This is a genomic window from Planococcus ruber, from assembly GCF_022819085.1.
Classification (GTDB): domain Bacteria; phylum Bacillota; class Bacilli; order Bacillales_A; family Planococcaceae; genus Planococcus; species Planococcus ruber.
This window is the reverse complement of sequence record NZ_JALHAG010000013.1, coordinates 61,845-87,547: the sequence shown is the minus strand read 5'-3', so window position 1 is coordinate 87,547 and position 25,703 is coordinate 61,845. Positions and strand designations below refer to the sequence as shown.

General features: G+C 48.1%; 23 protein-coding genes, 1 rRNA gene and 1 riboswitch. All 24 genes read left to right on the top strand.

Annotation, left to right across the window (positions count from 1 at the left end):
* The first annotated feature begins 108 nt into the window (after positions 1-108).
* The 24 genes from rrf (at position 109) to gatC (ending at position 25,700) form a co-directional block, all read left to right on the top strand.
* Positions 109-224, top strand: a 5S ribosomal RNA gene (rrf, locus tag MTR82_RS17045).
* A gap of 309 nt (positions 225-533) precedes the next feature.
* The gene (locus tag MTR82_RS17040; RefSeq protein ID WP_279577136.1) at positions 534-1,055 is read left to right on the top strand and encodes a DUF2179 domain-containing protein; all 522 of its coding nucleotides are present in this window, start codon (positions 534-536) and stop codon (positions 1,053-1,055) included.
* Positions 1,052-1,240 (top strand): NETI motif-containing protein, encoded by a 189-nt coding sequence (locus tag MTR82_RS17035; protein WP_052652478.1) that lies wholly within the window; start codon positions 1,052-1,054, stop codon positions 1,238-1,240. The genes MTR82_RS17040 and MTR82_RS17035 overlap by 4 nt, the downstream gene beginning before the upstream one ends.
* Positions 1,241-1,325: 85 nt before the next feature.
* Positions 1,326-1,425: riboswitch (purine riboswitch) on the top strand.
* 136 nt (positions 1,426-1,561) lie between these two features.
* Complete coding sequence (purE, locus tag MTR82_RS17030) at positions 1,562-2,050, top strand: 5-(carboxyamino)imidazole ribonucleotide mutase (protein ID WP_246810011.1); 489 nt, start codon at positions 1,562-1,564, stop codon at positions 2,048-2,050.
* Positions 2,047-3,171: a 5-(carboxyamino)imidazole ribonucleotide synthase gene (gene purK, locus MTR82_RS17025; RefSeq protein WP_246810010.1), complete on the top strand. Its 1,125-nt coding sequence runs from the start codon at positions 2,047-2,049 to the stop codon at positions 3,169-3,171. Before purE ends, purK begins: the two co-directional genes overlap by 4 nt.
* Positions 3,172-3,188: 17 nt before the next feature.
* Entirely contained in the window at positions 3,189-4,484 is a 1,296-nt protein-coding gene (purB, locus tag MTR82_RS17020) for an adenylosuccinate lyase (protein WP_052652475.1), read from the top strand.
* A gap of 15 nt (positions 4,485-4,499) precedes the next feature.
* Positions 4,500-5,216 (top strand): phosphoribosylaminoimidazolesuccinocarboxamide synthase, encoded by a 717-nt coding sequence (purC, locus tag MTR82_RS17015; protein WP_246810009.1) that lies wholly within the window; start codon positions 4,500-4,502, stop codon positions 5,214-5,216.
* Positions 5,213-5,467, top strand: coding sequence for a phosphoribosylformylglycinamidine synthase subunit PurS (gene purS, locus MTR82_RS17010; protein WP_052652473.1), 255 nt, complete (start codon positions 5,213-5,215; stop codon positions 5,465-5,467). The genes purC and purS overlap by 4 nt, the downstream gene beginning before the upstream one ends.
* Complete coding sequence (gene purQ / locus MTR82_RS17005; RefSeq protein WP_246810008.1) at positions 5,464-6,147, top strand: phosphoribosylformylglycinamidine synthase subunit PurQ; 684 nt, start codon at positions 5,464-5,466, stop codon at positions 6,145-6,147. The genes purS and purQ overlap by 4 nt, the downstream gene beginning before the upstream one ends.
* A complete protein-coding gene (purL, locus tag MTR82_RS17000; protein ID WP_246810007.1) occupies positions 6,131-8,359 on the top strand; it encodes a phosphoribosylformylglycinamidine synthase subunit PurL in 2,229 nt (742 codons plus the stop codon). Before purQ ends, purL begins: the two co-directional genes overlap by 17 nt.
* Complete coding sequence (purF, locus tag MTR82_RS16995; RefSeq protein WP_246810006.1) at positions 8,335-9,756, top strand: amidophosphoribosyltransferase; 1,422 nt, start codon at positions 8,335-8,337, stop codon at positions 9,754-9,756. The genes purL and purF overlap by 25 nt, the downstream gene beginning before the upstream one ends.
* A 12-nt stretch (positions 9,757-9,768) precedes the next feature.
* On the top strand, positions 9,769-10,830 hold the full coding sequence (purM, locus tag MTR82_RS16990) for a phosphoribosylformylglycinamidine cyclo-ligase (protein ID WP_246810005.1): 1,062 nt from the start codon (positions 9,769-9,771) through the stop codon (positions 10,828-10,830).
* The gene (gene purN, locus MTR82_RS16985) at positions 10,820-11,392 is read left to right on the top strand and encodes a phosphoribosylglycinamide formyltransferase (RefSeq protein WP_246810004.1); all 573 of its coding nucleotides are present in this window, start codon (positions 10,820-10,822) and stop codon (positions 11,390-11,392) included. Before purM ends, purN begins: the two co-directional genes overlap by 11 nt.
* Positions 11,393-11,422: 30 nt before the next feature.
* A complete protein-coding gene (purH, locus tag MTR82_RS16980; protein WP_246810003.1) occupies positions 11,423-12,958 on the top strand; it encodes a bifunctional phosphoribosylaminoimidazolecarboxamide formyltransferase/IMP cyclohydrolase in 1,536 nt (511 codons plus the stop codon).
* Between the two features lie 17 nt (positions 12,959-12,975).
* Positions 12,976-14,232, top strand: a complete 1,257-nt coding sequence (gene purD / locus MTR82_RS16975) for a phosphoribosylamine--glycine ligase (RefSeq protein ID WP_246810002.1) — start codon at positions 12,976-12,978, stop codon at positions 14,230-14,232.
* 204 nt (positions 14,233-14,436) lie between these two features.
* Positions 14,437-15,027, top strand: a complete 591-nt coding sequence (locus tag MTR82_RS16970; RefSeq protein ID WP_052652465.1) for an N-acetyltransferase — start codon at positions 14,437-14,439, stop codon at positions 15,025-15,027.
* A 140-nt stretch (positions 15,028-15,167) separates the two neighbouring features.
* On the top strand, positions 15,168-16,898 hold the full coding sequence (locus tag MTR82_RS16965; protein ID WP_052652464.1) for an adenine deaminase C-terminal domain-containing protein: 1,731 nt from the start codon (positions 15,168-15,170) through the stop codon (positions 16,896-16,898).
* A gap of 6 nt (positions 16,899-16,904) precedes the next feature.
* The gene (locus tag MTR82_RS16960; protein ID WP_246810001.1) at positions 16,905-17,957 is read left to right on the top strand and encodes a DUF3048 domain-containing protein; all 1,053 of its coding nucleotides are present in this window, start codon (positions 16,905-16,907) and stop codon (positions 17,955-17,957) included.
* 30 nt (positions 17,958-17,987) lie between these two features.
* Positions 17,988-18,308, top strand: coding sequence for a YerC/YecD family TrpR-related protein (locus MTR82_RS16955; RefSeq protein WP_052652463.1), 321 nt, complete (start codon positions 17,988-17,990; stop codon positions 18,306-18,308).
* 162 nt (positions 18,309-18,470) lie between these two features.
* A complete protein-coding gene (gene pcrB / locus MTR82_RS16950) occupies positions 18,471-19,175 on the top strand; it encodes a heptaprenylglyceryl phosphate synthase (protein WP_425024030.1) in 705 nt (234 codons plus the stop codon).
* Positions 19,176-19,206: 31 nt separating this feature from the next.
* Positions 19,207-21,420 (top strand): DNA helicase PcrA, encoded by a 2,214-nt coding sequence (pcrA, locus tag MTR82_RS16945; protein WP_246809999.1) that lies wholly within the window; start codon positions 19,207-19,209, stop codon positions 21,418-21,420.
* Between the two features lie 15 nt (positions 21,421-21,435).
* Positions 21,436-23,442: an NAD-dependent DNA ligase LigA gene (gene ligA / locus MTR82_RS16940; RefSeq protein WP_246809998.1), complete on the top strand. Its 2,007-nt coding sequence runs from the start codon at positions 21,436-21,438 to the stop codon at positions 23,440-23,442.
* Positions 23,443-23,453: 11 nt separating this feature from the next.
* On the top strand, positions 23,454-24,581 hold the full coding sequence (locus tag MTR82_RS16935) for a CamS family sex pheromone protein (RefSeq protein ID WP_052652459.1): 1,128 nt from the start codon (positions 23,454-23,456) through the stop codon (positions 24,579-24,581).
* A gap of 828 nt (positions 24,582-25,409) precedes the next feature.
* Positions 25,410-25,700: an Asp-tRNA(Asn)/Glu-tRNA(Gln) amidotransferase subunit GatC gene (gatC, locus tag MTR82_RS16930; RefSeq protein WP_052652458.1), complete on the top strand. Its 291-nt coding sequence runs from the start codon at positions 25,410-25,412 to the stop codon at positions 25,698-25,700.
* The last annotated feature ends 3 nt before the right edge of the window (positions 25,701-25,703 follow it).

Sequence of the window (25,703 nt, the reverse complement as noted above, 5' to 3'; positions counted from 1 at the left end):
ACTAATCGATCGAGGACTTAACCAACTTTGTTTACGGAAACCAGCGGTTTCACCCGTTTCAATGTCGCCTATCCAGTTTTGAGTGAACAAGTCACTCTAAAAAAAGAGTCCAGTGATGATGGCAAAGAGGCCACACCCGTTCCCATCCCGAACACGGAAGTTAAGCTCTTTTGCGCCGATGGTAGTTGGGGGTCTCCCCCTGTGAGAGTAGGACGTCGCTGGGCCCTGAATCAGTCGTTACCGTAGCCGGTAACGGCTTTTTTGTGGTTTCTTACGCATTATTGGTTTAAGTGAATTTGCATTTATTTTTTCCCTCTCATTAGCCTCTTTTATTAATTTCGCAATTTCTCATTAGCTAGCACAGAATTGTCTTGAAAAAATGCATTTTAAACAGAAAAGCTTATGAGAATTTCCTTTGGAACATAGTAAATTCTTCTGATGTTCCTTGCAATTGCTTACCAACTCTACTAGTATGAAACATGAATCTTTACAGGGAAGAAAGGGTGCAAAAAGTGGATATTAATCCGTGGTTAATGGTCTTGATTATTTTTTCCATCAATATCGTCTATGTTTCGTTCTTTACCATTCGCATGATTATGACGTTAAAAGGATACCGGTATTTAGCAGCAGCGGTCAGTATGGTCGAGACGGTTATTTATATAGTAGGTTTAGGGTTAGTATTGGATAATTTAGACCAAATTCAAAATTTGATCGCCTATGCCATCGGCTATGGATCCGGTGTTATTGTCGGATCGAAAATTGAAGAAAAGATGGCGTTGGGCTATATTACGGTAAATGTCATTACCAGTGATGAAGATCCGCTTCTTCCTAAGAAATTGCGGGAAAAAGGCTATGGGGTAACGGATTGGGTAGCAAACGGCATGGAAGGCGGACGCCACTCGATGCAGATACTCACACCGCGGAAAATGGAACTTCAGTTGTACGCTACTATTAAAGAGCTTGACCCGAAAGCGTTTATCATTGCATATGAACCGAAAACGATTCATGGCGGATTCTGGGTGAAACAAGTAAAGAAAGGGAAATTGTTTAAATGAGTAAAAAGACAGTCTGGTTTGAAGTCGGCGAAAATGAAACGATGGATGCCTGTTTGGAGCGAATGAAACAGGCCGGCTATGCAGCTGTTGGGCGAAAAGAAGAGCCGTTGTTTGAAGAAATTGATGGCAAACCTGTTCCTATACGCCAAATCGTGAAATTCAAAGGCATGAAATTAAGTGAATAAGTAAATATTTGTTATAAAGACGAACATTTATGTTTTGATAAGTATAATCGTTCGACTTTATCGTTGACTCCTCAGTTGTCTCTTGTTATGATGATTGTGGATACCCCATATATGCAGAAGAATTGGCTTCTGCGTTTCTACCAAGACACCGGAATGTCTGGACTATGCGGGAAAGCAACTTATGGATACTTGGCGAAAATGTGCCTATTTGTGTTGTTGGCATTTAACTCGTCTTATGGGAAAGTCCTTAAGTAAACTGCTTTTCACGTTATGTGAGCAGTTTATTTAAGGGCTTTTATTTGTTTTAAAGGAGAGATAGTGATGAATCCACAGATTGGCGTCATTATGGGAAGTTCAAGCGATTGGGAAACAATGAAACATACATGTGATATTTTGGATGAACTCAACATCAGCTATGAAAAACAAGTAGTGTCGGCTCACCGGACTCCTGATCTTATGTTTAGCTATGCAGAAGAGGCAAGAGAGAAAGGCTTGCATGTGATTATCGCGGGTGCCGGCGGAGCAGCTCATTTGCCTGGAATGGTCGCAGCCAAAACGACACTGCCCGTTATTGGCGTACCCATTCAGTCAAAAGCACTAAAGGGATTGGATTCTCTTCTGTCTATTGTCCAAATGCCAGGAGGCGTCCCGGTAGCGACAGTGGCCATTGGAAAAGCAGGAGCTGTAAATGCAGGCTTATTGGCTGCGCAAATCCTCGGAACAACGGATGCTGCAGTAGCGGAAGCGCTGGAAAAAAGAAGAAAGCGGACACATGATGAAGTCTTAAAAAGCACAGGTGATTTGCAATGACTAAAATTATTTTGCCGGGTCAGACGATCGGCATCATTGGCGGCGGCCAGCTTGGCCGGATGATGGCTATGGCTGCCAAAGAAGCCGGATTTAAAATTGCCGTGTTAGATCCAGCCATGGATTCACCGACCGGACAAATTGCGGATATTCAAATCGTAGCTCCTTATAATGATTTGCACGCACTTGAAGAGTTGGCTGAAGCAAGCGACGTTATCACTTACGAATTTGAAAATATCGATGTGGCAGGTTTGGGAAAGCTAAGTGAAATCGCTTATGTGCCGCAAGGGTCGGAATTGATACGCGTTACCCAGAATCGCATCTACGAAAAACAAGCAATTGCTGACGCAGGAGTACCGATTGCGGACTATATCACGGCTTCTACTTATAGCGAGTTAGAAGAGAAAAGTGATCAGCTCACTTTCCCCTTTGTGGTTAAAACAGCAAGGGGCGGATACGACGGCAAAGGGCAGCAAACGATCCATTCGAAGGCGGAATTGCCATTAGCGGAACCGCTGTTCGAGAACGGAGAATGTGTGGCAGAATCATTTATTAATTTTACCAAAGAGATTTCGGTGATTATTCAACGCAATGTCCACGGGACTATGGAAATTTTGCCGATCGGTGAGAATATCCATAAAGACCATATTCTCCACCAAACGATTGTGCCAGCTCGGGTTTCGGATGCAACGATCGAGCAGGCGAAGGACGCAGCGAATAAAATCGCGAGCCATTTGGAGATGATCGGCACACTCGCAGTTGAAATGTTTGTTTTGGAAAACGGCGACATTCTTGTGAATGAGCTTGCACCCCGCCCGCACAACTCCGGCCATTATTCCATCGAAGGAACGAACATCTCACAGTTCCACCAGCACATCCGGGCCATTTGCGGATGGCCGCTCCGAGCACCGAAATTATGGGCAGATACCGTGATGGTGAATATTCTTGGCGAACATGTCGCACCTTTGACTTCTAAGATTTCGCAGTACCCGAACTGGTCAGTCCATCTCTACGGCAAAGATGAGGCGAAGCATAAACGCAAAATGGGCCATGTTACAATATTAACGGAAGACCTGAAAGGGACTTTACTAGAAATCGAAGAATCCGGCATTTGGCCGGAATAATTGGAGGAAACTGAATTATGATCGCACGTTACACAAGACCCGAAATGGGCGCAATTTGGACAGACGAAAACCGCTACAATGCTTGGCTGGAAGTCGAGATTTTAGCGTGTGAAGCCTGGGCAGAAATTGGCGATATTCCAAAAGAAGATGTCGTGAAAATCCGCCAGAACGCTTCATTTTCAGTAGACCGCATTTTGGAGATTGAAGAAGAAACGCGCCACGATGTCGTTGCATTTACGCGTGCCGTGTCTGAAACGCTGGGCGAAGAACGCAAATGGGTGCATTACGGCCTGACGTCTACCGATGTGGTCGATACCGCGTTATCTTATTTAATCAAACAGGCAAATACAATCATCCGTAAAGATTTGACAAATTTTATTGAAATTCTGGCTAATAAAGCCAAAGAACATAAAATGACCGTTATGATGGGCCGTACGCACGGTGTTCATGCAGAACCGACAACGTTCGGTTTGAAACTGGCCTTGTGGCACGAAGAAATGAAACGCAATCTGGAGCGCTTCGAAGCAGCGGCTAAAACAATCGAAACCGGCAAGATGTCCGGGGCTGTCGGAACATACGCGAATATCGATCCGTTTGTTGAAGAATATGTCTGCAAACAATTAGGGCTTGCAGCTTCTCCGATTTCGACGCAAACTTTGCAGCGCGACCGCCATGCGCAGTACATGAGCACCCTTGCTTTGATTGCGACATCGATTGAGAAGTTCGCAACAGAAATCCGCGGCCTTCAAAAATCGGAAACGCGCGAAGTAGAGGAATTCTTCGCAAAAGGGCAAAAAGGGTCTTCCGCGATGCCGCATAAACGCAACCCGATCGGTTCTGAAAACATGACCGGCCTTGCGCGTTTGATCCGCGGCTATATGGTTACCTCTTATGAAAACGTCTCGCTTTGGCATGAACGCGACATTTCGCATTCTTCTGCAGAGCGTGTGATTTTGCCGGATGCCACGATTGCTTTGAACTATATGTTAAACCGTTTTGGCAATATCGTGAAGAATTTGACGGTGTTCCCGGAAAATATGAAGCGCAACATGGATTCGACGCTTGGCCTGATTTACTCGCAGCGCGTGCTGTTGGCATTGATCGACAAAGGCATGGCACGCGAAGCAGCTTATGATACGGTTCAGCCTTGTGCGATGGAAGCGTGGGAAAACCAGACGCATTTCCGCAAAATCGTAGAAGCGAACGACACGATCACTTCCCAATTGTCGAAAGAGGAATTGGATGATTGCTTTGACTACAACCATCACTTGCAGCAAGTGGACATGATTTTCAACCGGCTTGGATTAAACTAAACGGAGGCTTCTCACATGGAAAAAGGTCAGCTATTGTACGAAGGCAAGGCAAAACGCTTATATGCAACGGACGAACAGGATATTTTATGGGTGGAATACAAAGATTCAGCAACAGCTTTTAACGGAGAAAAGAAAGCGGAAATTGCCGGAAAAGGCAAGTTGAACAATAAAATCACATCATTGATTTTCGAAAGATTGCAAGGAGCGGGCATTGCTTCGCATTTTGTTGAACAATTGTCTGGCCATGAGCAGCTCGTGCGGCAAGTGGCGATCATTCCGGTCGAAGTCGTGACGCGGAATGTCGTTGCCGGCAGCATGGCGAAGCGCTTCGGCTTAGAAGAAGGAACCGTTTTGAAAAAGCCAGTCGTCGAGTTTTATTACAAGGACGACGAACTCGGCGATCCGATCATGACAGAAGACCACATTGAAATGCTGGAAATCGCAACAACTGAAGAAATTCAGGAACTGCGTGAAAAAGCGCTGAAGGTCAATGAAGTCCTGATCGGCTTCTTTAAGGAAGTAGGCGTGGATTTAGTGGACTTTAAAATTGAATTCGGCCGTGATCAAGACGGCCGGATTTTATTGGCAGATGAAATCTCACCCGATACATGCCGTTTGTGGGATGCCGAAACGAAACAGAAATTGGACAAAGATGTATTTCGCCGGGATCTGGGCAATTTAACGGAAGCGTATGAACTCATTTTAGCGAAACTGGGAGGACAACATTCATGAAAAAGGTAAACATCTACGTCACTTTGCGCGAAAGCGTATTGGATCCGCAAGGGTCTGCAGTTATGGGATCTCTTCATAAAATGGGGTACGCGGAAGTGAAAGACGTCCGGATCGGCAAATACTTGGAACTGGTCATTTCGGATGAGGTGCAGGATATTGACGCACATGTAAACGAAATGTGCCAAAAATTATTGACGAACACGGTGATTGAAGATTACCGTTTTGAAATTGAGGAGGCTGTCTCGCAATGAAATTCGCAGTAATCGTATTTCCTGGGTCCAATTGTGATTTGGACATGTACCATGCGGTCAAGGATGAACTGGGGGAAGAAGCAGAGTACGTATGGCATGATTCAACAGATTTAAGCGGTTATGACGGGATTTTATTGCCAGGCGGGTTTTCGTATGGCGATTACTTGCGCTGCGGCGCGATTGCGCAGTCATCGGCAGTGATGGATGAAGTGAAAAAAGCGGCAGAAGCGGGCAAACCGGTTCTCGGCATTTGCAACGGATTCCAAATTTTGACGGAGGCAGGCCTTCTTCCGGGCGTATTGCTCCGCAATAAAAACTTGAAGTTTATGTGCAAGACAGTGGGATTGAAAGTAGAGAACGCCAATACGCTGTTCACGAACGAATATGAAAAGGGGCAGGAAATCCAAATTCCAATCGCACACGGCGAAGGGAACTACTATTGCGACGATGCCACTTATGAGCAGCTGAAAAAGAACAATCAAATCGTCTTTTCCTATGCAGACGATTTTAACGGCAGCCGCAACAATATCGCAGGAATCGTCAATGAGCGCGGCAATGTGCTCGGCATGATGCCGCATCCGGAGCGTGCCGTATCCGATCTGATCGGCGGCAGCGACGGCTTGGCATTATTCAAATCAATCGTGAAACAGTGGAGGGAAGCAAATGTCAGTCATGCTTGAGCCAAATACTGAGCAGATCAAAGAACAGAAAATCTATCAGCAAATGGGATTATCCGATTCGGAATTCGCCATGGTGGAGAAAATTTTAGGCAGAACGCCGAATTACACAGAAACCGGTTTGTTTTCGGTCATGTGGTCGGAACATTGCTCCTATAAAAATTCAAAACCGGTCCTATCCAAATTCCCGACGAAAGCGCCGCGTGTCTTGCAAGGGCCGGGTGAAGGCGCAGGGATTGTGGACATCGGCGACGGCCAGGCCGTGGTCTTTAAAATGGAATCCCATAACCACCCGTCAGCGATTGAGCCTTACCAGGGAGCGGCAACAGGAGTCGGCGGCATTATCCGCGACGTCTTTTCCATGGGCGCACGTCCGATTGCGATGTTGAACTCGCTGCGTTTTGGTGAATTGACGACACCGCGCGTGAAGTATTTGTTTGAAGAAGTGGTAGCTGGCATTGCTGGATATGGCAACTGCATCGGCATTCCGACGGTTGGGGGCGAAGTCCAGTTCGACGACTCCTACGACGGCAATCCACTTGTCAACGCCATGTGCGTCGGTTTGATCAATCATGAAGACATCCAAAAAGGCGTGGCGTCCGGCATCGGCAACCCGGTCATGTATGTAGGTGCGAAAACAGGGCGCGACGGCATCCACGGAGCGACTTTCGCATCGGAAGAATTGACGGAATCATCGGGCGATAACCGCCCGGCGGTGCAAGTTGGAGATCCGTTCATGGAGAAACTATTGCTTGAAGCGTGTCTGGAGCTTGTAAAATCGGATGCGCTTGTCGGAATTCAGGATATGGGGGCAGCTGGCCTAACTTCTTCTTCGGCAGAAATGGCTTCCAAAGCGGGATCCGGCATCGAAATGGATCTGGATCATGTGCCGCAGCGGGAAACCGGCATGACGGCTTATGAAATGATGCTGTCGGAATCCCAGGAACGCATGCTGATTGTCGTGAAAAAAGGCCGCGAGCCGGAAATCGTTGAATTGTTCGAGAAATACGGATTGGATGCCGTGACAGTCGGCACGGTAACGGACGACTCGACTTTGCGTTTATTGCATAAAGGGGAAGTGGTCGCTGAAGTGCCGGTTGATGCACTTGCTGAAGATGCGCCGGTCTACCATAAACCGTCGAGTGTGCCAGCTTACTTTAACGAGTATCAGCAAATGGACAACGCAGAACCGAACGTGGCGGACTACAGCGAAATCTTGAAGGCGTTATTAGAACAGCCGACGATTGCTTCAAAAGAATGGGTCTATGACCAGTACGACCATCAAGTCCGCACGAGCACAGTCGTCAGCCCGGGATCAGACGCAGCAGTCATCCGCGTGCGCGGTACGAATAAAGGCCTCGCGATGACGACGGACTGCAACTCCCGCTACATCTATTTGGATCCGGAAACAGGCGGCAAGATTGCGGTCGCAGAAGCTGCACGCAATGTCGTCGTATCGGGGGCAAAACCGCTCGCGATCACCGATTGCTTGAACTTCGGAAATCCGGAAAAGCCGGAAATCTTCTGGCAGCTGGAAAAAGCGGCAGACGGCATGTCTGAAGCGTGCACGATCCTCGATGCACCGGTTATCGGCGGGAACGTTTCTTTATACAATGAAACAAACGGCACGGCGATTTACCCGACGCCGACGATCGGTTTGGTGGGGTTAGTGGAAGACCTGTCGCATGTCACGACGCAAGATGCGAAAAAAGCTGGGGACCTTGTGTATTTGATTGGAGAAAGCTTTACTGAATTTGGCGGAAGTGAGCTGCAGAAAATGGTCGAAGGACGCATTTTCGGAAAAGCGCCGGCGATTGACTTGAACGTGGAAGCACAGCGCCAACAGCAGATTTTAGAAGCGATCCAAAAAGGCTTGGTTGCATCTGCCCATGATGTTGCAGAAGGCGGGGTTGCAGTCGCGCTTGCGGAAAAAACATTCGGCAACGGACTCGGAATCGAAGCAGTACTTTCAGGATCAGCGACAACGGCTCTTTTCAGTGAATCGCAGTCGCGCTTTATCCTAACCGTTTCTCCGGACAAGGCAGAAGCGTTCGAACAAGTGGTTGCAGATGCCAAGCGAATCGGGACAGTCACAGATAGCGGGACATTGACGATCAAAAGCGAAGACGGCACCGTTTGGATCGATGATTCAGTCGCTGCCCTTCGCACAGCTTGGAAAGGAGCTATCCCATGCTTGCTGAAATCAGAGGGTTAAATGAAGAATGCGGCATTTTCGGAATCTGGGGACATGCCAATGCAGCGCAGCTTTCGTACTACGGGCTGCATGCCTTGCAGCATCGCGGCCAAGAAGGCGCAGGGATTGTTTCGACCGATAAAAATTATTTAAAAGCGCTAAAAGGCGAAGGCATGGTCAGCGAGGTCTTTACACCGGAGAAAATCGAAGCGATCGCAGGCACAGGGGCAATCGCCCATGTCCGCTACGCAACAGCAGGAGGAAGCGGAATTGAAAACGTCCAGCCTTTGCTGTTCAATTCGACCACCGGCAGCCTGGCCATTTCCCATAACGGCAATTTGGTCAATGCGACGGAATTAAAAAGCCATTTGGAACGCCAAGGCAGCATCTTCCAAACCACTTCGGATACGGAAGTGCTCGCGCATTTAATTAAACGCAGCGGCTATGCAACGTTTGAAGAGCAGGCGAAAAATGCACTGTCTCTCCTAAAAGGGGCGTTTGCCTGTGTGATTTTGAAAGAAGAAGCGATGTATGTTGCGCTTGACCCGAACGGCCTGCGCCCGCTTTCCCTTGGGAAACTGGGAGACGCCTGGGTCGTCGCTTCAGAAACCTGCGCTTTTGATATCATCGGGGCGGAATTTGTCCGTTCGGTAGAGCCGGGTGAGTTTTTGGTGATCACGGACGACGGCTTGCGGGCGGAACGTTTTGCGTACCCGCAGGAACGGTCTATCTGTACGATGGAATATGTCTACTTCTCGCGTCCGGATTCGGACATTGACGGCATCAACGTGCACGCAGCACGGAAACGCCTCGGGAAACAATTGGCGAAAGAAATCCACATCGATGCAGATGTGGTGACAGGCGTTCCGGATTCCAGCATTTCGGCAGCGATCGGATTTTCAGAAGAAAGCGGCATCCCTTATGAGCTTGGGTTGATCAAAAACCGCTACGTCGGCCGGACATTTATCCAGCCTTCCCAAGATTTGCGTGAACAAGGCGTGAAAATGAAATTATCTCCGGTGCGCCAAGTCGTAAAAGGCAAACGCGTCATCATGGTGGACGATTCAATTGTGCGTGGAACGACGTCGCGGCGCATTGTGAATTTGCTGAAAGATGCAGGAGCGACGGAAGTGCATGTGGTGATCAGTTCACCGCCAATCAAGAGCCCTTGCTTTTACGGCATCGACATTTCCACTTCGGGCGAACTGATCGCAGCGAACAATTCGGTGGAAGAAATGCGCGAAATCATCGGCGCGGATTCGCTGACGTTTTTGTCAGTGGACGGCATGGTGCAAAATATCGGAAGAACCGATCCAGGTCCAAAATGCGGCCATTGTCTAGCGTGCTTTACAGGCGAGTACCCGACGAATATTTTTCCGGATACGGTGCTGCCGCATGAAAAAGAGAAAGTGAAATAAGGGGGAACCGGCATGTCAAAAGCATACGAACAGGCAGGCGTGAATATTGAAGCAGGCTATGAAGCAGTCAACCGAATGAAATCCCATGTGGAGCGCACGGCGCGAAAAGGAATGCTGGGAGCATTCGGCGGCTTTGGCGGCATGTTCGATTTGTCTGAGCTGAACTTGAAAGAACCGGTTCTTGTTTCTGGAACGGATGGCGTCGGCACCAAATTGAAGCTGGCATTCCTGGCAGACCGCCACGACACAATCGGCATCGATTGCGTAGCAATGTGCGTTAATGACATCGTTGCACAAGGGGCGGCACCGCTATTTTTCCTTGATTATATTGCCGTCGGAAAAGCTGTCCCTGAAAAGATCGAGCAAATTGTCAAAGGGATAGCGGACGGCTGTGTCCAGGCAGGCGCTGCCTTGATTGGCGGCGAAACGGCGGAAATGCCGGGGCTTTATGAAGCCGACGAATACGACATCGCGGGATTTGCAGTAGGGGCGGCAGAAAAATCAGAAATTGTCACGGGCGAAAAAATTCAGCAGGGTGATGTTTTGATTGGGCTCGCTTCAAGCGGCATCCATTCGAACGGCTATTCACTCGTGCGCAACATCGTTTTTGAACAGCACCATTACCAGCTGGACCAAATTATCGAAAGCTTTGAAGATTTAGGGCCGCTTGGCAATGAATTGCTGACGCCGACGAAAATTTATGCGAAAACGATCGCTGCCATTGCCAAAGAAGTTGACATTCATGGGATGGCTCATGTCACTGGCGGAGGATTTATTGAAAACTTGCCGCGCATGATGCCGGATGGCTTAGGTGCAGAAATTGAACTTGGCAGCTGGCCGGTTCTCCGCATTTTCGAAATGCTGCAGGAAAAAGGTTCATTGACCGACCGCGATTTGTTCTCTGTTTTCAATGCAGGCATCGGCTTTGTCGTAGCTGCTGCGCCAGAAGATGCCGAGCGAGTATTGGCATCGGCGATAGCGAGCGGGGAGCAGGCATACATCATTGGCCAGGTTTCCGGCAAGTCCGGTGTGCAATTTACAGGGGAACAGGATGGGACCCTCGATGAACAATAAACCCAAAATGGCCGTTTTCGCTTCTGGAAACGGCTCTAATTTTCAAGCGATCGCCGACTCGATCCAACGGGGGGAACTGCAGGCAGAATTGGCGTTGGTTGTGACCGATCGCCCGGCCGCTTTTGTCGTAGAACGTGCGGAAAAGCTTGGCGTCCCATCTTTTGCTTTTCTTCCGTCTGAATACGATTCAAAGCAGCTATACGAAGAGATGTTAAAGGAAAAGCTCCAGAGTTTAGGTGTAGAATGGATTGTATTGGCGGGGTATATGAGATTGATTGGGCCGGTCTTGCTTCAAGCCTTTGAAAATCGCATCATCAATATCCACCCCTCAGTGCTGCCGGCTTTTCCCGGAAAAGATGCCATCGGCCAGACGCTTGCAGCAGGCGCTGAATTTGCAGGAGTGACGGTCCATTACGTCGACGCTGGAATGGACACTGGCAAAATCATTGCCCAGCAGTCGTTTGCGGTTGAGGGGCGTACACGTGAAGCGGTCGAAAAAGAAATCCACGAAATTGAACATCAGCTATATCCTGCAACTTTGCAGCAATTATTCAATCAGTAAACCATCTGCAGTATTTTAGGAGGACATATTGTGAAAAAAAGAGCTTTGCTTAGTGTATCGGATAAATCAGGCATCCTGGAGTTTGCGCAGGAACTGGAAAAAATGGATTATGAAATCTTATCTACAGGCGGAACAAAACGCTTTTTGGAAGAAAACGGCGTGGCGATCACCGCGGTTGATGAAATCACGAAATTCCCCGAAATTCTGGGCGGACGCGTCAAAACCTTGCATCCTTTAATCCACGGCGGTCTTTTGGCTAAACATGACGATGCTGCGCATCAACATGAAATGGCTGAAAACGGCATCTCCCCAATTGAGATTGTATGCGTTAATTTATACCCATTCCGTGAAACGATTTCAAAGCCAGGCGTAACGGTTGACGATGCGATTGAAAATATCGATATCGGCGGCCCGACGATGCTCCGTTCTGCTGCGAAAAACCATGCTTATGTGACGGTCATCGTGGATTCGCAGGACTACGCAGCAGTAGTGAATGAATTGCAGAGCGGACAAGCGACGACTCCGGAAACGCGTCGCCGGCTGGCAGCAAAAGTCTTCCGCCATACAGCTGCTTATGACTCCTATATCTCCAATTACTTAACGGACTTGACGGGTGAAGAATACCCCGATCAATTGACGCTTACCTATGAATTGCAGCAGCCGCTTCGCTACGGGGAAAATCCGCATCAAAAAGCGGCATTTTACCGCAGCCCGCTTGGGTCGGATTTCTCGATTGCCCATGCGGACCAATTGCATGGCAAGGAATTGTCCTACAATAACATCCAGGATGCCAATGCGGCGCTTCAGATCATCAAAGAATTTACAAAACCGGCTGCTGTAGCCGTCAAACACATGAACCCGTGCGGCGTTGGAACCGGCGAAACGATTTCTGCCGCGTTCAATAAAGCCTATGAAGCGGATCCAACTTCCATTTTCGGCGGCATTGTTGCACTCAACCGTGAAGTGGATGCTGAAACGGCACAACAATTATCCGAAATTTTCCTTGAAATTATCATTGCCCCTTCTTTCACGCAAGAAGCAATTGAAATATTGACGCAGAAGAAGAATATTCGTTTATTGACCATTCCATTTAGCCGCACGAAACAAGACAAATGGAATACAGTTGCAGTAGAAGGCGGACTTTTGGTCCAACAACCGGATACGTTCGGCTACGATGAAGCGGAAATATCCGTTGCGACCGACCGGGAACCGACAGCAGAAGAGTTGGAAGCATTGAAACTTGGCTGGAGCGTGGTGAAACACGTGAAATCCAATGCGATCGTCGTCTGCAATTCTGCGATGACGTTAGGCGTCGGCGCAGGACAAATGAACCGGGTCGGCTCGGCAAAAATTGCCTTGGAGCAAGCGGGAGACCAAGCACAAGACGCTGTCATGGCATCAGATGCGTTCTTCCCGATGGCAGATACTGTAGAAGCAGCGGCAAAAGCCGGCATTAAGGCGATTATTCAGCCAGGCGGTTCGAAGAAAGATCAGGAGTCCATTGATAAAGCGAATGAATATGGCATTGCCATGATCTTTACAGGCGTTCGCCATTTCAAACACTAAGCCGGAGGTGACCAGAGATGAACGTTTTAGTTATCGGAAGAGGCGGAAGAGAACACGCCATTGTCCGCCAGTTTGCCCGTTCGGCATCTGTTGATCAAGTTTATGCAGCGCCGGGGAATGATGGAATACGCAGCGATGCAGAATTGGTGGAGATTGATGAAATGGACTTCACTGAACTTGCAGAATTTGCGGCAGCGAAGAACATCGCTTTCACGTTTGTTGGACCGGAACAGCCGTTAGCTGCTGGGATCGTCGACTTTTTCAAGAGCCGTGGACTTCGTATTTTCGGGCCTTCAAAAGAAGCGGCACAAATCGAAGGCAGCAAAGCATTTGCGAAGGAGTTGATGAAGAAATACGGCATTCCGACAGCTGCCTACGAAACGTTTACGGAAGTTGAGCCTGCCATCCAATTTATTCGATCGACGGGCGCTCCGATAGTCATTAAAGCGGATGGGCTTGCAGCTGGCAAAGGCGTTGTTGTGGCCGCTTCTGAAGAAGAAGCGATTGCGGCCGTAAAAGACATGCTTGAAGGGCAGAAGTTCGGAGAGTCGGGTTCCCGGGTAGTCATCGAAGAGTTTCTTGCCGGCGAAGAGTTTTCGTTCATGTCATTTGTGCAGGACGGCGAAATCTATCCCATGCCGATTTCCCAAGACCATAAACGTGCCTTTGACGGCGATAGAGGACCAAATACAGGCGGCATGGGAGCCTACTCCCCAGTGCCGCAGATTTCTGAAGCCGTCATCGAAGAAACGTTCGGCACCATTGTCGATCCGGCTATCGGCGCAATGGCGGCAGAAGGAACGCCATTCAATGGAATTTTATATGCCGGCATTATTCTGACGGCAGAAGGTCCGAAAGTCATCGAATTTAATGCCCGTTTCGGGGATCCTGAAACGCAAGTGGTGTTGCCGAAAATGGCCTCGGATTTCGGTGCCTTTCTGGATGCCATTTTAGATGGCCGGAAATTTGATTTGAAATGGGAAGGCCAGGCTATGCTTGGTGTGGTCATTGCGGCTGACGGATACCCTGGGGAAATCGAAAAGGGCATCTTGTTGCCGAATTTCGAAGAACTCAGGGACGTGGAAGTGGTGCATGCCGGAACACGGGAAACCCCGAATGGGTTCGTCGGCAACGGCGGCCGTGTCCTGCTCGTTTCAGCGAAAGGCGAGTCGCTCTCCGCTGCCCAGGATAAAGTCTACGAAGAATTGGACAAGCTTGAGTGGCTTGGCTACTTCTACCGGACAGACATCGGATGGCGTGCAATAGAAAATTGAATATGTTAAACTGATAAATGACACAAATTCTTATCGAAGATGTGTCATTTTTTGTTTAATTCCCCGCCCTTGGGGTATTAAAAATTGAGTTGAGGATTTTCAACTGCCCACTTTTACCTCTTAATCACACTCCATAACGAACTAGTTAGCAAGACTCCCGAAACAAAATCAGCAGGGCACCCAAATTTGAAAGGAGCACAAACTATGAATTGGTACGAAAAACTAAATCAGTATTTCCCAGTAGAAGAAATGAAATCAAAAGAGCATATGGACACGTTGCTGAAAGAAAAAGGCAATGTTTACCATAAAGATGAAGGACCTTACCACGTCTTGATGTATGCCGAGTTTCCGACTTTCTCATTTGTCGACTATTTATTCGTCTCGAAAGAATCACGCGGCATGGGCTTAGGGAAGAAAACTTTGCAAATGCTGAAAGACAAGAACAAGCCGATTATTCTGGAAGTGGAACCGGTAAACTATGAAGATACGGATACTGAAAAGCGCTTGCGCTTCTATGCGAGAGAAGGCTTCCAGCATGCCGCTTCCATCGGCTATTGCCGCCGTTCACTAGCGACAGGCGAAGAGAATTCAATGGAAATCCTTTACTGGGCGCCGAACAACGAATCGGAAGAAGAAATTTTCGAAGCGATGAAGAAAATGTATGAAGATATTCATACGTACAAAGACGAGCATTTTTACGGTGAATCATATGAGCCGACTTCTAAAGTGTTGTCATTCAATAAAGAAGAAAAAGAGAATGTCTTGGATCCGTTCAATTCTACAACTGCCAAATGAAGAAAATCCACGCTCCTGGCGTGGATTTTTTGTGTCCGATTATGGCCAGAATGTTCTAGTATTATCCAGGCCTCTCTGTATTTTCATGCATTATTATGCTACGATATTATGCATAGAGACAGAGGAAGAAGGTGCCGGATATGGGAAACCCATTATGGAGAAATACAGAAATCAGACAGCAGCTTGAAATTATCGATAAAAAATTAGCACCGGATCTCTTATTGGTAAATGCGACTTATTTGCATGGCATTTTCAAAAAATGGATGACCGGAAACATTTGGATCAAAGGAGATCGCATCGTTTATGCAGGGCCGGATATGGCGAAAGTCGATGCATCGACAGAAGTGATTGATATGGAAGGGAAATACATTGTACCGGGTTATATCGAACCCCATGTCCACCCTTATCAGCTTTATAATCCTCAAACGTTTGCGAATTATGCTGCCCAAGGCGGAACGACAACGTTCCTTTCCGACAACTTGACCTTGTTTTTATCATTGGAAAACGAGAAAGCGTTTTCATTACTGGATGAAATGGCAGAGCTGCCGTTTAACTTTTATTGGTGGACCCGGTTCGACTCACAGACAGAACTGAGCGAAGAGGACCGGTTATTCACTTCGAAATCGGTCGGGGAATGGCTGGATCGTACCGATGTTTGGCTAGGCGGAGAATTGACGGGATGGCCGAAGCTTTTAGCCGGCGATGACCAAATGCTTTATTGGATTCAAAAAGCGAAGATGAGCCTGAAAAAAATTGAAGGGCATTTCCCGGGCGCATCTGAAAAAACGTTGGCGCGCATGCGTTTGCTTGGCGCCGATGGAGACCACGAAGCAATGACCGTCGAAGAAGTGGAAATGCGCCTGCTTCACGGCTATGGCGTAACGCTTCGCCATTCTTCGATCCGGCCGGATTTGCCAGGTTTGCTGAAAGGCGTTGTGGAAAAAGAGCTGAATGTTTTTGACAAGTTGATGATGACGACAGACGGCTCCACGCCTGGTTTCCACTTGGACGGCGTGATGGACCTTTGCATCAAAATCGCTTTGGAAGCGGGAGTGCCGGCGATAGATGCCTATATGATGGCGTCTTATAACGTCGCCCGGTATTACAATGTAACGAGCCTTCACGGATTGATAGCGACTGGGCGTTTTGCCAACTTGAATATACTGGACTCGCTGGATAACCCGGTGCCAACCGGCGTAATTTCAAAAGGGGTGTGGCTAAAACGGGACGGCAAGAAAGTTATGGACTTGCCGAAAATCGATTGGTCCGTGATGCCGGACTTGGAGCTCGACTTTGATTTGACAGAAGACGATTTCCAATTTTCGATGCCCTTTGGAATAGAAATGATCAATGATGTCATTACCAAGCCTTATTCGGTAAGTGTCGATACCCATGACGGAACCCTTTCACAAGATCATGAAGAAAGTTTTTTGATGCTGCTGGATAAGCACGGGAAATGGCGCGTAAACACGTTGATTAAAGGTTTTGCTTCCGGTGTCAGCGGCTTTGCGTCTTCGTATTCGAATACCGGCGACATCATTCTAATCGGCAAAAGCCGAAAAGACATGTGGCTCGCTTTCGACGAATTGAAGCGTTTGAAAGGCGGAATAGTCCTTGTGGAAGAAGGCGAAACGGTTTGTTCGCTCCCGCTTCCGATTGGCGGAGTGATGTCTGAGCTGCCGATGGAAGAATTGATTGCCCAGGAAATGGCGTTGAAAAAAGCGCTGAAAGACCGGGGCTATTCAAAAGGGGATGCGATCTATACGCTCTTATTCTTGCAGGCGACCCATTTGCCGTATGTCCGCATCACCCAAAGAGGCATCTACGATGTGATGAATAAAAAAGTCTTATTTCCGGCATTCATGAGGTAAATGGCGATGAAAAAAAAGACATGGATTATAGGTGGAATCGTCCTCTTGGCAGCAGCTGCAGCTGCTGTCTTTTGGATGGTGAATGAGAAAAAAGAAGAGCCGGCTGAGCCGGAAGAAATTGTGGAACCCAACTTGCCGGTTGAAGAAACGGAAAATTTCATGGCTCCTTTTACAGGAGTGGCGTCTCAACAGGAATTGACCCAACGGCCCGTAATGGCGGTTATCAACAACCATCCGGCTGCAAGGCCGCAAACAGGTTTAACAGAAGCAGATATGGTGTTTGAATTGTTGGCAGAAGGAAACGTTACCCGATTTTTAGCGCTTTACCAGAGCGAACTGCCGAACCAAGTCGGCCCGATTCGCAGTGCGCGTGATTATTTTGTCGAGTTGGCCGCAAATTATGATGCTTTTTTCGTAGCGCACGGCTATAGCCCGGATGCGAAGAGGCTGCTGGATGCAGGAGCCGTCGACCACATCAACGGCATGGCGTTCGACGGCACGCTGTTCCAGCGTTCCACAGACCGGATTGCGCCGCATAATTCCTATATCACTTTTGATAATATAAAAACAGGAATGGAAATGGTGGGGGCTGCATCTTCTTTTAAAGGAGAGTCAGCATATCATTTTTATGACAACTCTGAAAGTGCTAAACTGATGGAACAGGCTTCTTCGATTGAAGTCGCATACGGTGCAGATCCCATGTTTCGAAATGTCTATACATATGATGAAACGACCCATCGATACAGCCGGTCTTCAGGCGGGGTTTTGACAGGCGATAAAGAGTCGCTCGAAGTCATGGAAGTTGCTAATGTTTTATTTTTTGAAACGGCCCATGACGTCATTGACGACATGGGAAGATTGGCGATTGATCTGGAAAGCGGCGGAGATGCGCTTGTTTTCCATGGAGGCGGCCGGCTTGAAGCTGAATGGACTGTAGAAAATGGCATGCTGGTCCCGGTTCAGAATGGTGAACCTGTAAAGTTGGCACCGGGCAAAACATGGATCCATCTCATTCCGGAAAATCCGGGGTTGGAGGGAATGGTCAGCACGACGCCATAATAATTTGAAATGAAAGGACGGTGAAACTGTATGCAGGTAGATAAAATTCGAGGCGCACAGACAGATCAATTGATTGAAGCGATTTTAGCGTTGAAAGACAAAGAGGAAGCCTACCGCTTTTTTGATGATTTGTGCACCATCAGTGAAATCCAATCACTTTCGCAGCGCTTGGAAGTTGCCCATATGCTGCGGATGAAAAAGACGTACGAAAAGATCAAAAATGAAACAGGTGCCAGCACTGCTACGATTTCGCGAGTCCGTCGGTGCTTGAATTATGGCAATGATGGCTATGATGAAATGCTGGGAAGATTGTATCCGGACGAAAAGCCATTCGAGCTTCCGAAAGAGTGATGGAACAAAGGAACGTGGTTCTGCAGAACATCTGTTGAATAATGTTGCATTCGTTATAAGAAAATCGAGAGGGTTGTCCAGTGAGTCTGCTATTCGGCTTAATGGACAGCCCTTTTTTTGCTATAATGAAAGAGCGAATAGAGAAGCGAAGTTAGGTGGACGATGATGGACTTTCACACATGGCGGCATGTATTTAAATTAGACCCGGCGAAATCGATTACAGATGGACAGTTGGAACGAATTTGTGAATCTGGGACTGATGCCATCTTGATTGGCGGCAGCGATAATGTCACACTCGACAATGTCCTGGATTTAATGGCGCGAGTCCGCCGGTTTACGGTTCCGGTTGTGCTCGAAGTTTCAACAATCGAATCGGTGACACCGGGATTCGATTATTATTTTATCCCCACGGTGCTGAATAGCGACAATCCGCTTTGGATCAAAGGGCTTCATCACGAAGCGATCCGGGAATACGGGGAAATTATGGACTGGGAAGAATTGATTCCAGAAGCGTATTGCATCTTGAATCCAAATTGCAAAGCTGCGGAATTGACTGGAGCAAAAACGGATTTATCGGCGGAAGATGTACTCGCATATGCGAGGATGGCGGAGCATTTTTTCCGGCTGCCGATTTTTTATATGGAATATAGTGGCGCCTATGGTGATCGTGAATTAGTGGGACAAGTGAAGAGCGTCCTTGGCGAGACGCTGTTATTTTATGGAGGCGGCATCGATTCAGTACAAAAAGCGCAGGAAATGGCGCATATTGCGGATACCGTCGTGATCGGGAATGTCCTTTACGATGATTTGGAGCAGGCGTTAGCGACTGTCCAGGCAGTTGCGGAACTAGACAAGAACTCGCTATAATAGAAAGAACAGATGTTCGAGGTGGTGCAAAATGGAAATTATTACGAAGAATTTACTTAGAGGGATGAACCCGGAACAAGAACAAGCAGTGAAAACGACAGAAGGGCCGCTCTTGATCATGGCAGGGGCCGGTTCAGGGAAAACCCGCGTGCTGACTCACCGCATCGCTTATTTAGTATTGGAAAAAGAGGTTTACCCATCCAATATTTTAGCGATTACATTTACGAATAAAGCGGCACGGGAAATGCGCAGCCGGATCGATGGCCTCCTTGGCCATGGGACAGGGGAGCGGATGTGGGTTTCCACATTCCACTCGATGTGCGTACGGATTTTGCGCCGGAACATCGATCAGCTTGGATTTTCGAAAAACTTCTCGATTTTGGATACGACAGACCAATTGACTGTCATCAAAAACGTCTTGAAGCAGCAAAACCTGGATCCGAAAAAATACGAGCCGCGGACGATGCTGAATGCCATTTCTTCGGCGAAGAATGAATGCATCGATGCCAGCGAATTTGCAGCAAATATGAACGCGCATAATCCGTATGAAAAGACCGTATCGGAAGTTTATTTGGCTTACGAAAAGCGTTTGAAGAAAAATCAATCATTGGATTTCGATGACTTGATCATGACGACATTGAAATTATTTAATACTGTGCCGGACGTTTTGGAATTCTATCAGAACAAATTCCAGTACATCCATGTGGATGAATACCAGGATACGAATAATGCCCAGTATCAATTGGTCCAGAAACTCGCAAACAAATTCAAGAATATCTGCGTAGTGGGGGATTCTGACCAGTCGATTTACCGCTGGCGCGGAGCGGATATCACGAATATCCTGTCGTTTGAAAAAGATTATCCGAATGCCCAAGTCATCATGCTCGAGCAGAACTACCGCTCGACGAAACGGATTTTGCAGGCAGCAAACGATGTGATCAAACAAAATACGAGCCGCTATCCGAAAGAACTGCGCACAGACAACGATGAAGGGCCTTCAATTATTCTGCATAAAGCAGGAGATGAACGGCAGGAAGCGCAATTCGTTGTCCAGACCATTCAGAAATTGATGGAAGAAGAAGGCTATAAAACATCTGATTTTGCCATTCTTTATCGGACGAATGCCCAGTCGCGCGTGATGGAGGAAATGTTCGTCAAATCGAATATGTCCTATAATATTGTCGGCGGCACAAAATTCTATGACCGCAAAGAAATCAAGGATCTGCTCGCTTACTTGCGGCTGATTGCGAATAACGACGATGATTTATCGCTTGCGCGCATTATCAATGAACCGAAGCGCGGCATCGGGGCAACATCGTTTGAACGTATGGCCCGTTTTGCGATCGACCAGGACCGCACCATCATGGATGCTTTGCAAGAAGCTGATTTTATGGGACTGACAGCAAAAACAGCGCAGACTGTCCTGGAATTCCGTTCCATGATCGATGGCTTCACGCAAATGCAGGAATTCTTGTCGGTGACGGAATTGGTCGAAGAAGTGCTGAAGAAATCAGGCTACCGGCAAATGCTGCAAAACGACAAAACGATTGAAGGCGAAAGCCGCCTGGAAAACTTGGAAGAATTCCTATCGGTGACAAAAGCATTTGAGAAGCAAAGCGATGATAAATCCTTAGTGGCATTTTTGACAGACTTGGCGCTGATTTCCGATATCGATTCGCTGGATGATGAGGAAGATGCGGACGGACCGATCATCTTGATGACGATGCATGCGGCAAAAGGGCTGGAATTCCCGGTTGTCTTCATCATCGGCTTAGAAGAAAACGTCTTTCCGCATTCGCGTTCAAATCTGGATGATGATGAACTGGAAGAAGAACGGCGCTTGGCCTATGTCGGAATTACGCGTGCAGAGCAGCGCCTTTATTTGACGCATGCGACGTCGCGTACGCTCTTCGGCAAGAGCAATTACAATATGCCGTCCCGGTTTATCAGCGAGATTTCAGAAGAGCTGATTGAACAGACGATGGCGAATTACCGGGCAGGTGCGCAGACGAGCTACAGACAGGCGCCAAAACGCGCCGCAGTCACACGCCCGGCCTATCAGCAATCGGGTGGAGATAAACTGGGCTGGCAGCCTGGCAGCCGCGCCAAACATAAAAAATGGGGAACAGGCACAGTTGTCAGTGTGAAAGGCGAAGGGGAGCAGATGGAGCTCGATATCGCTTTCCCAAGCCCAGTAGGCATCAAACGCCTGCTGGCAAAATTCGCACCTATTGAAAAAGTATAGCCGGGAGGAACGTTTATGGACCGTTTAAAAGCAGAGCAGCGTGTAAATGAATTGAACGAACAGCTTCGGGGATATGGCCACGCTTATTATGTATTGGATAAGCCGGCCGTTCCGGACTCTGTCTATGATCAATTGCTGCATGAACTCATTGAACTTGAAACTCTTTATCCTGATTTGATCTTCCCGGATTCACCAACGCAGCGCGTCGGCGGGTCGCCGATTTCAGGATTCGAAAAAGTGACGCATGACCAGCCGATGCTTAGCCTGTCAAACGTGTTTAACGAGCAGGACATACGGGATTTCGATAAGCGCGTCAGAAATGGCGCAGGGGATAACATTCAGTATGTCTGTGAATTGAAAATTGATGGCTTGGCCGTTTCGCTTATCTATGAAAATGGCCAATTTTCCAGAGGCGCAACCCGAGGTGATGGGCGGATTGGTGAAGACATCACAGCCAATCTCCGGACGGTGCGGACGATTCCGTTGAAAATCAAAAAATCGGTTTCGCTTGAAGTACGCGGAGAAGTGTTCATGCCGAAGAAATCTTTCCATAATTTAAATGAGGAACGCGGTGAGCGAGGCGAAGAACTGTTTGCCAATCCGCGAAATGCAGCAGCCGGATCGCTTCGCCAACTCGACCCGAAAATTGCGGCAAGCCGGAATCTGGATGTGTTCATTTATGCGCTTGGAGGCGACGGCCAAAACTATGGTTTGAGTGAACACGAAGAAACGCTTCAATACATCGATGCGCTTGGATTTAAAACGAATAACGAACGCCAAGTATGCAATAGTGTAGAAGAAGTGCTCGCTTATATTGAGAAATGGAGCGCACAACGTACAAGCTTATCCTATGAAATTGATGGGATTGTCATCAAAGTGAATAGCTATTTACATCAGCAGGAACTCGGATTTACCGCTAAAAGCCCGAAATGGGCAACGGCGTATAAATTCCCTGCAGAAGAAGTGATGACGACTGTCCGTGATATTGAATTAAGTGTAGGCCGCACGGGCGTAGTGACGCCGACGGCCATCTTGGATCCGGTATCTGTGGCAGGCACAACCGTCCAGCGGGCTTCGCTTCACAACGAAGATTTGATTAAAGAAAAAGATATCCGCATCGGTGACCGTGTGATTATCCGAAAAGCTGGCGATATCATTCCGGAAGTGGTGTCTGCGTTAATCGAGCAGCGGACAGGGGAGGAAGAGCCTTTCAGCATGCCGGAAAATTGTCCGGCTTGTGATAGCGAGTTGATCCGGATTGAAGGGGAAGTGGCGCTTCGCTGCGTCAATCCGCAATGCCCTGCTCAAATTACAGAAGGCATCATCCATTTCGTTTCGCGCAATGCGATGAATATCGACGGTTTAGGCGAAAAAGTGGTGGAACAGTTGTACCGCGAAGGCCTGATTGCCGATATCTCCGATTTGTACCGATTGACGAAAGAGCAATTGCTGACGCTTGACCGCATGGGTGAAAAGTCAGCCAGCAATTTGATCGCCGCAATCGATGCATCCCGCAGCAACTCGATGGAAAAATTGCTGTTCGGCCTTGGCATCCGCCATGTCGGCGAAAGAGGGGCGCGCATCTTATCCGAGCATTACGGATCGATGGAAAAACTGATGAACGCTTCTCAAGAAGAGTTAGTCGAAATACACGAAATCGGCGAAAAAATGGCCGATTCGATCGTTTCCTATTTCGAGACGGAGGAAGTTCAGCAATTGATGGAACGTTTAGCGGCAGCTGACGTCAATTTAACATATACCGGAACGCGCATCCGCGTCGAAGCAGGCGCCAATAGCTTCGCCGGCAAGAAAATTGTGTTGACCGGGAAATTGGAGCAATTGACGCGCGGCGAAGCACAGGCCCGAATCGAAGCGCTGGGCGGAACCGTTTCAGGCTCCGTCAGCAAAAAGACGGATCTGGTCATCGCGGGAGAAGAGGCAGGCTCCAAACTGGCGAAAGCGATGGAGCTGAAAGTCGATGTTTGGGACGAGGAACGTCTTCTGGAAGAATTGAATAAATGAGGAGATTTAACATGAAACGCATTTGGTGGATTCCGGTCAGCCTATTGTTGCTGACGGGATGTGTGCCTTCCGTGTCAGATGATACAGAAGTGCTGAATACAGAGGAAGAAGTGGAAACGGCGATTATTCCGAGCATCCAGCTGGATGCAGCGTATTATCGGACGCTGCTGCCGTACAAAGAAAGTGCCACACGGGGAAAAATCATCAACCGGATTTATTCGCGCTATGATATTAAAGAAGCGGAAAGCGGACTTCTGCGGATATCGCAGCACCAATTCTCTCCGGATGACTACTATTTCCAGGAAGGCCAGAAAATAACAGATGAAGATGCAACGGACTGGCTGGGCCGCAAAACGGAAGAAAATCCGCTCGGACTGAATCCGGCTGACGGACGGACAGCGGCGCAAAAAGAAGCAGGGGACCATCCTTCTGCGGAAATTTTGGCGCATATCGTCGAACAGAATTATTTAGTCAAAACGGATAATGAAACAATCCGGCTAGGCGGCGTTTCCATTGGTTTGGCATTGAATTCGGTTTACTACAATACTTCTGATGGCGCTACTTACGAAGAGTCAGTGCCGCAAGCCCAATTGGATAAAGAAGGAAAGCGGATGGCGGATGAAATTGTGAAGCGCCTCCGTGAAAAAGAAGGCATGAAAGACGTGCCGATCATGGTTGGCTTGTTTAAACAGAATACGCGAGGCGCGATTGCTCCGGGGACTTATTTTTCCTATGGGGTAGCTCCAGGAGGACAAGGGGCAGTGGCGAATTGGAACGCTGTCAATGAAGAATACGTCATTTTCCCGTCCTCAAATACGGAAGAAAAGTACCGGGCTATTGACACGAAATTCCGCAACTTCAAGCAAGATGTGGAAGAGTATTTTTCAAACTTCACGAGCGTCATCGGCACCGGATTTTATCAGGATGACCAGATCCGCAAAATGCAGATCGACATTCCTATCCAGTTTTACGGATCCGCTGAAGTTATCGGTTTCACTCAATATTTGACCGGCTTAGTATTGGAGCATTTTCCGGAGAACATTCAAGTTGAAATCAGTGTGACGTCCACGAATGGGCCGGAAGCGCTGATTTTACGGAAAATCGATCAGACCGAACCGGTTGTTCATATTTATGACTAATTTGCACAGGACAGAGGCAGCCATTCGGCTGCCTTTTTACAATGTGTGGAAAAAGTTAGAAATGGTAAAAGTTTCGTTTGGAGACCCGATATTCCACAAAATAACTTCGCTTGCCGGATGCTCCGCTAGTTTATTCTATATCTTAGAAGAGTACTCCAGGACCGGCGCGGTTCCGGACTGGCCGGAGCAATAAGACGAGTGGGTTTCTCGGTTTATTGTGGGAGGCTTGTCCATAGCGCCGCAGTGCGGTTTCCGGAATTGGACGCTCTCATCCAACTAGTTTCTCGACAATCTAAAAGAGGCAGCCATTCCGCTGCCTCTGTTTCTTTTATTCATGTAGCAAAAAGCGCCGGCCAGCTGTTCCGTCTTATGCCTTTCAGAGCTGAGCAGGCGCTTCCGCTTTTCTTATTGTCCAGACTCCAGCGCCCAGATTCTCGGGTCATAAGCCACTCCGGCTGTGCGGCTGAAAAGATGCCGCTTCGCCAAAGCGTCTTATGCCCGTCGAATCTAACCGGGCGCTTCCGCTTTTCTTTGTCCAGACTTCAGCGCCCAGATTCTCGGGTCATAAGCGACTCCGGCTGTGCGGCTGAAAAGATGCCGCTTCGCCAAAGCGTCTTATGCCCGTCGAATCTAACCGGGCGCTTCCGCTTTTCTTTGTCCAGACTTCAGCGCCTAGCTCCTCGGGTCATAAGCCAGCCCAGCTATGCGGCAAAGAACGCCGCTTCGCTGTTCCGTCTTATGCCTGTCGGAGCTGAGCAGGCGCTTCCGCTTTTCTAAAAAAAATGATATGATAGAGCGTATGTTTACTGAATCCGGAGGTGTAGAGAAATGGCGAAAATGACAAAAGAAGAAGTAATTGAAGTAGCACATTTGGCGCGCTTGGCCATTACTGATGAAGAAGCAGTACATTTTGCGGATCAATTGGAAGCAATTACGAACGCAATGGAATTGCTGAATGAATTGGATACGGAAAATGTAGAGCCGACCACGCATGTATTGCAAATGGTCAACGTCTTGCGTGAAGATAAATCCGTCCCTGGATTGGACCGGGAACTCGTTTTGAAAAACGTGAAAGAACACGAAGCAGGGCAAGTAAAAGTTCCAACGATCTTAGAATAAGTG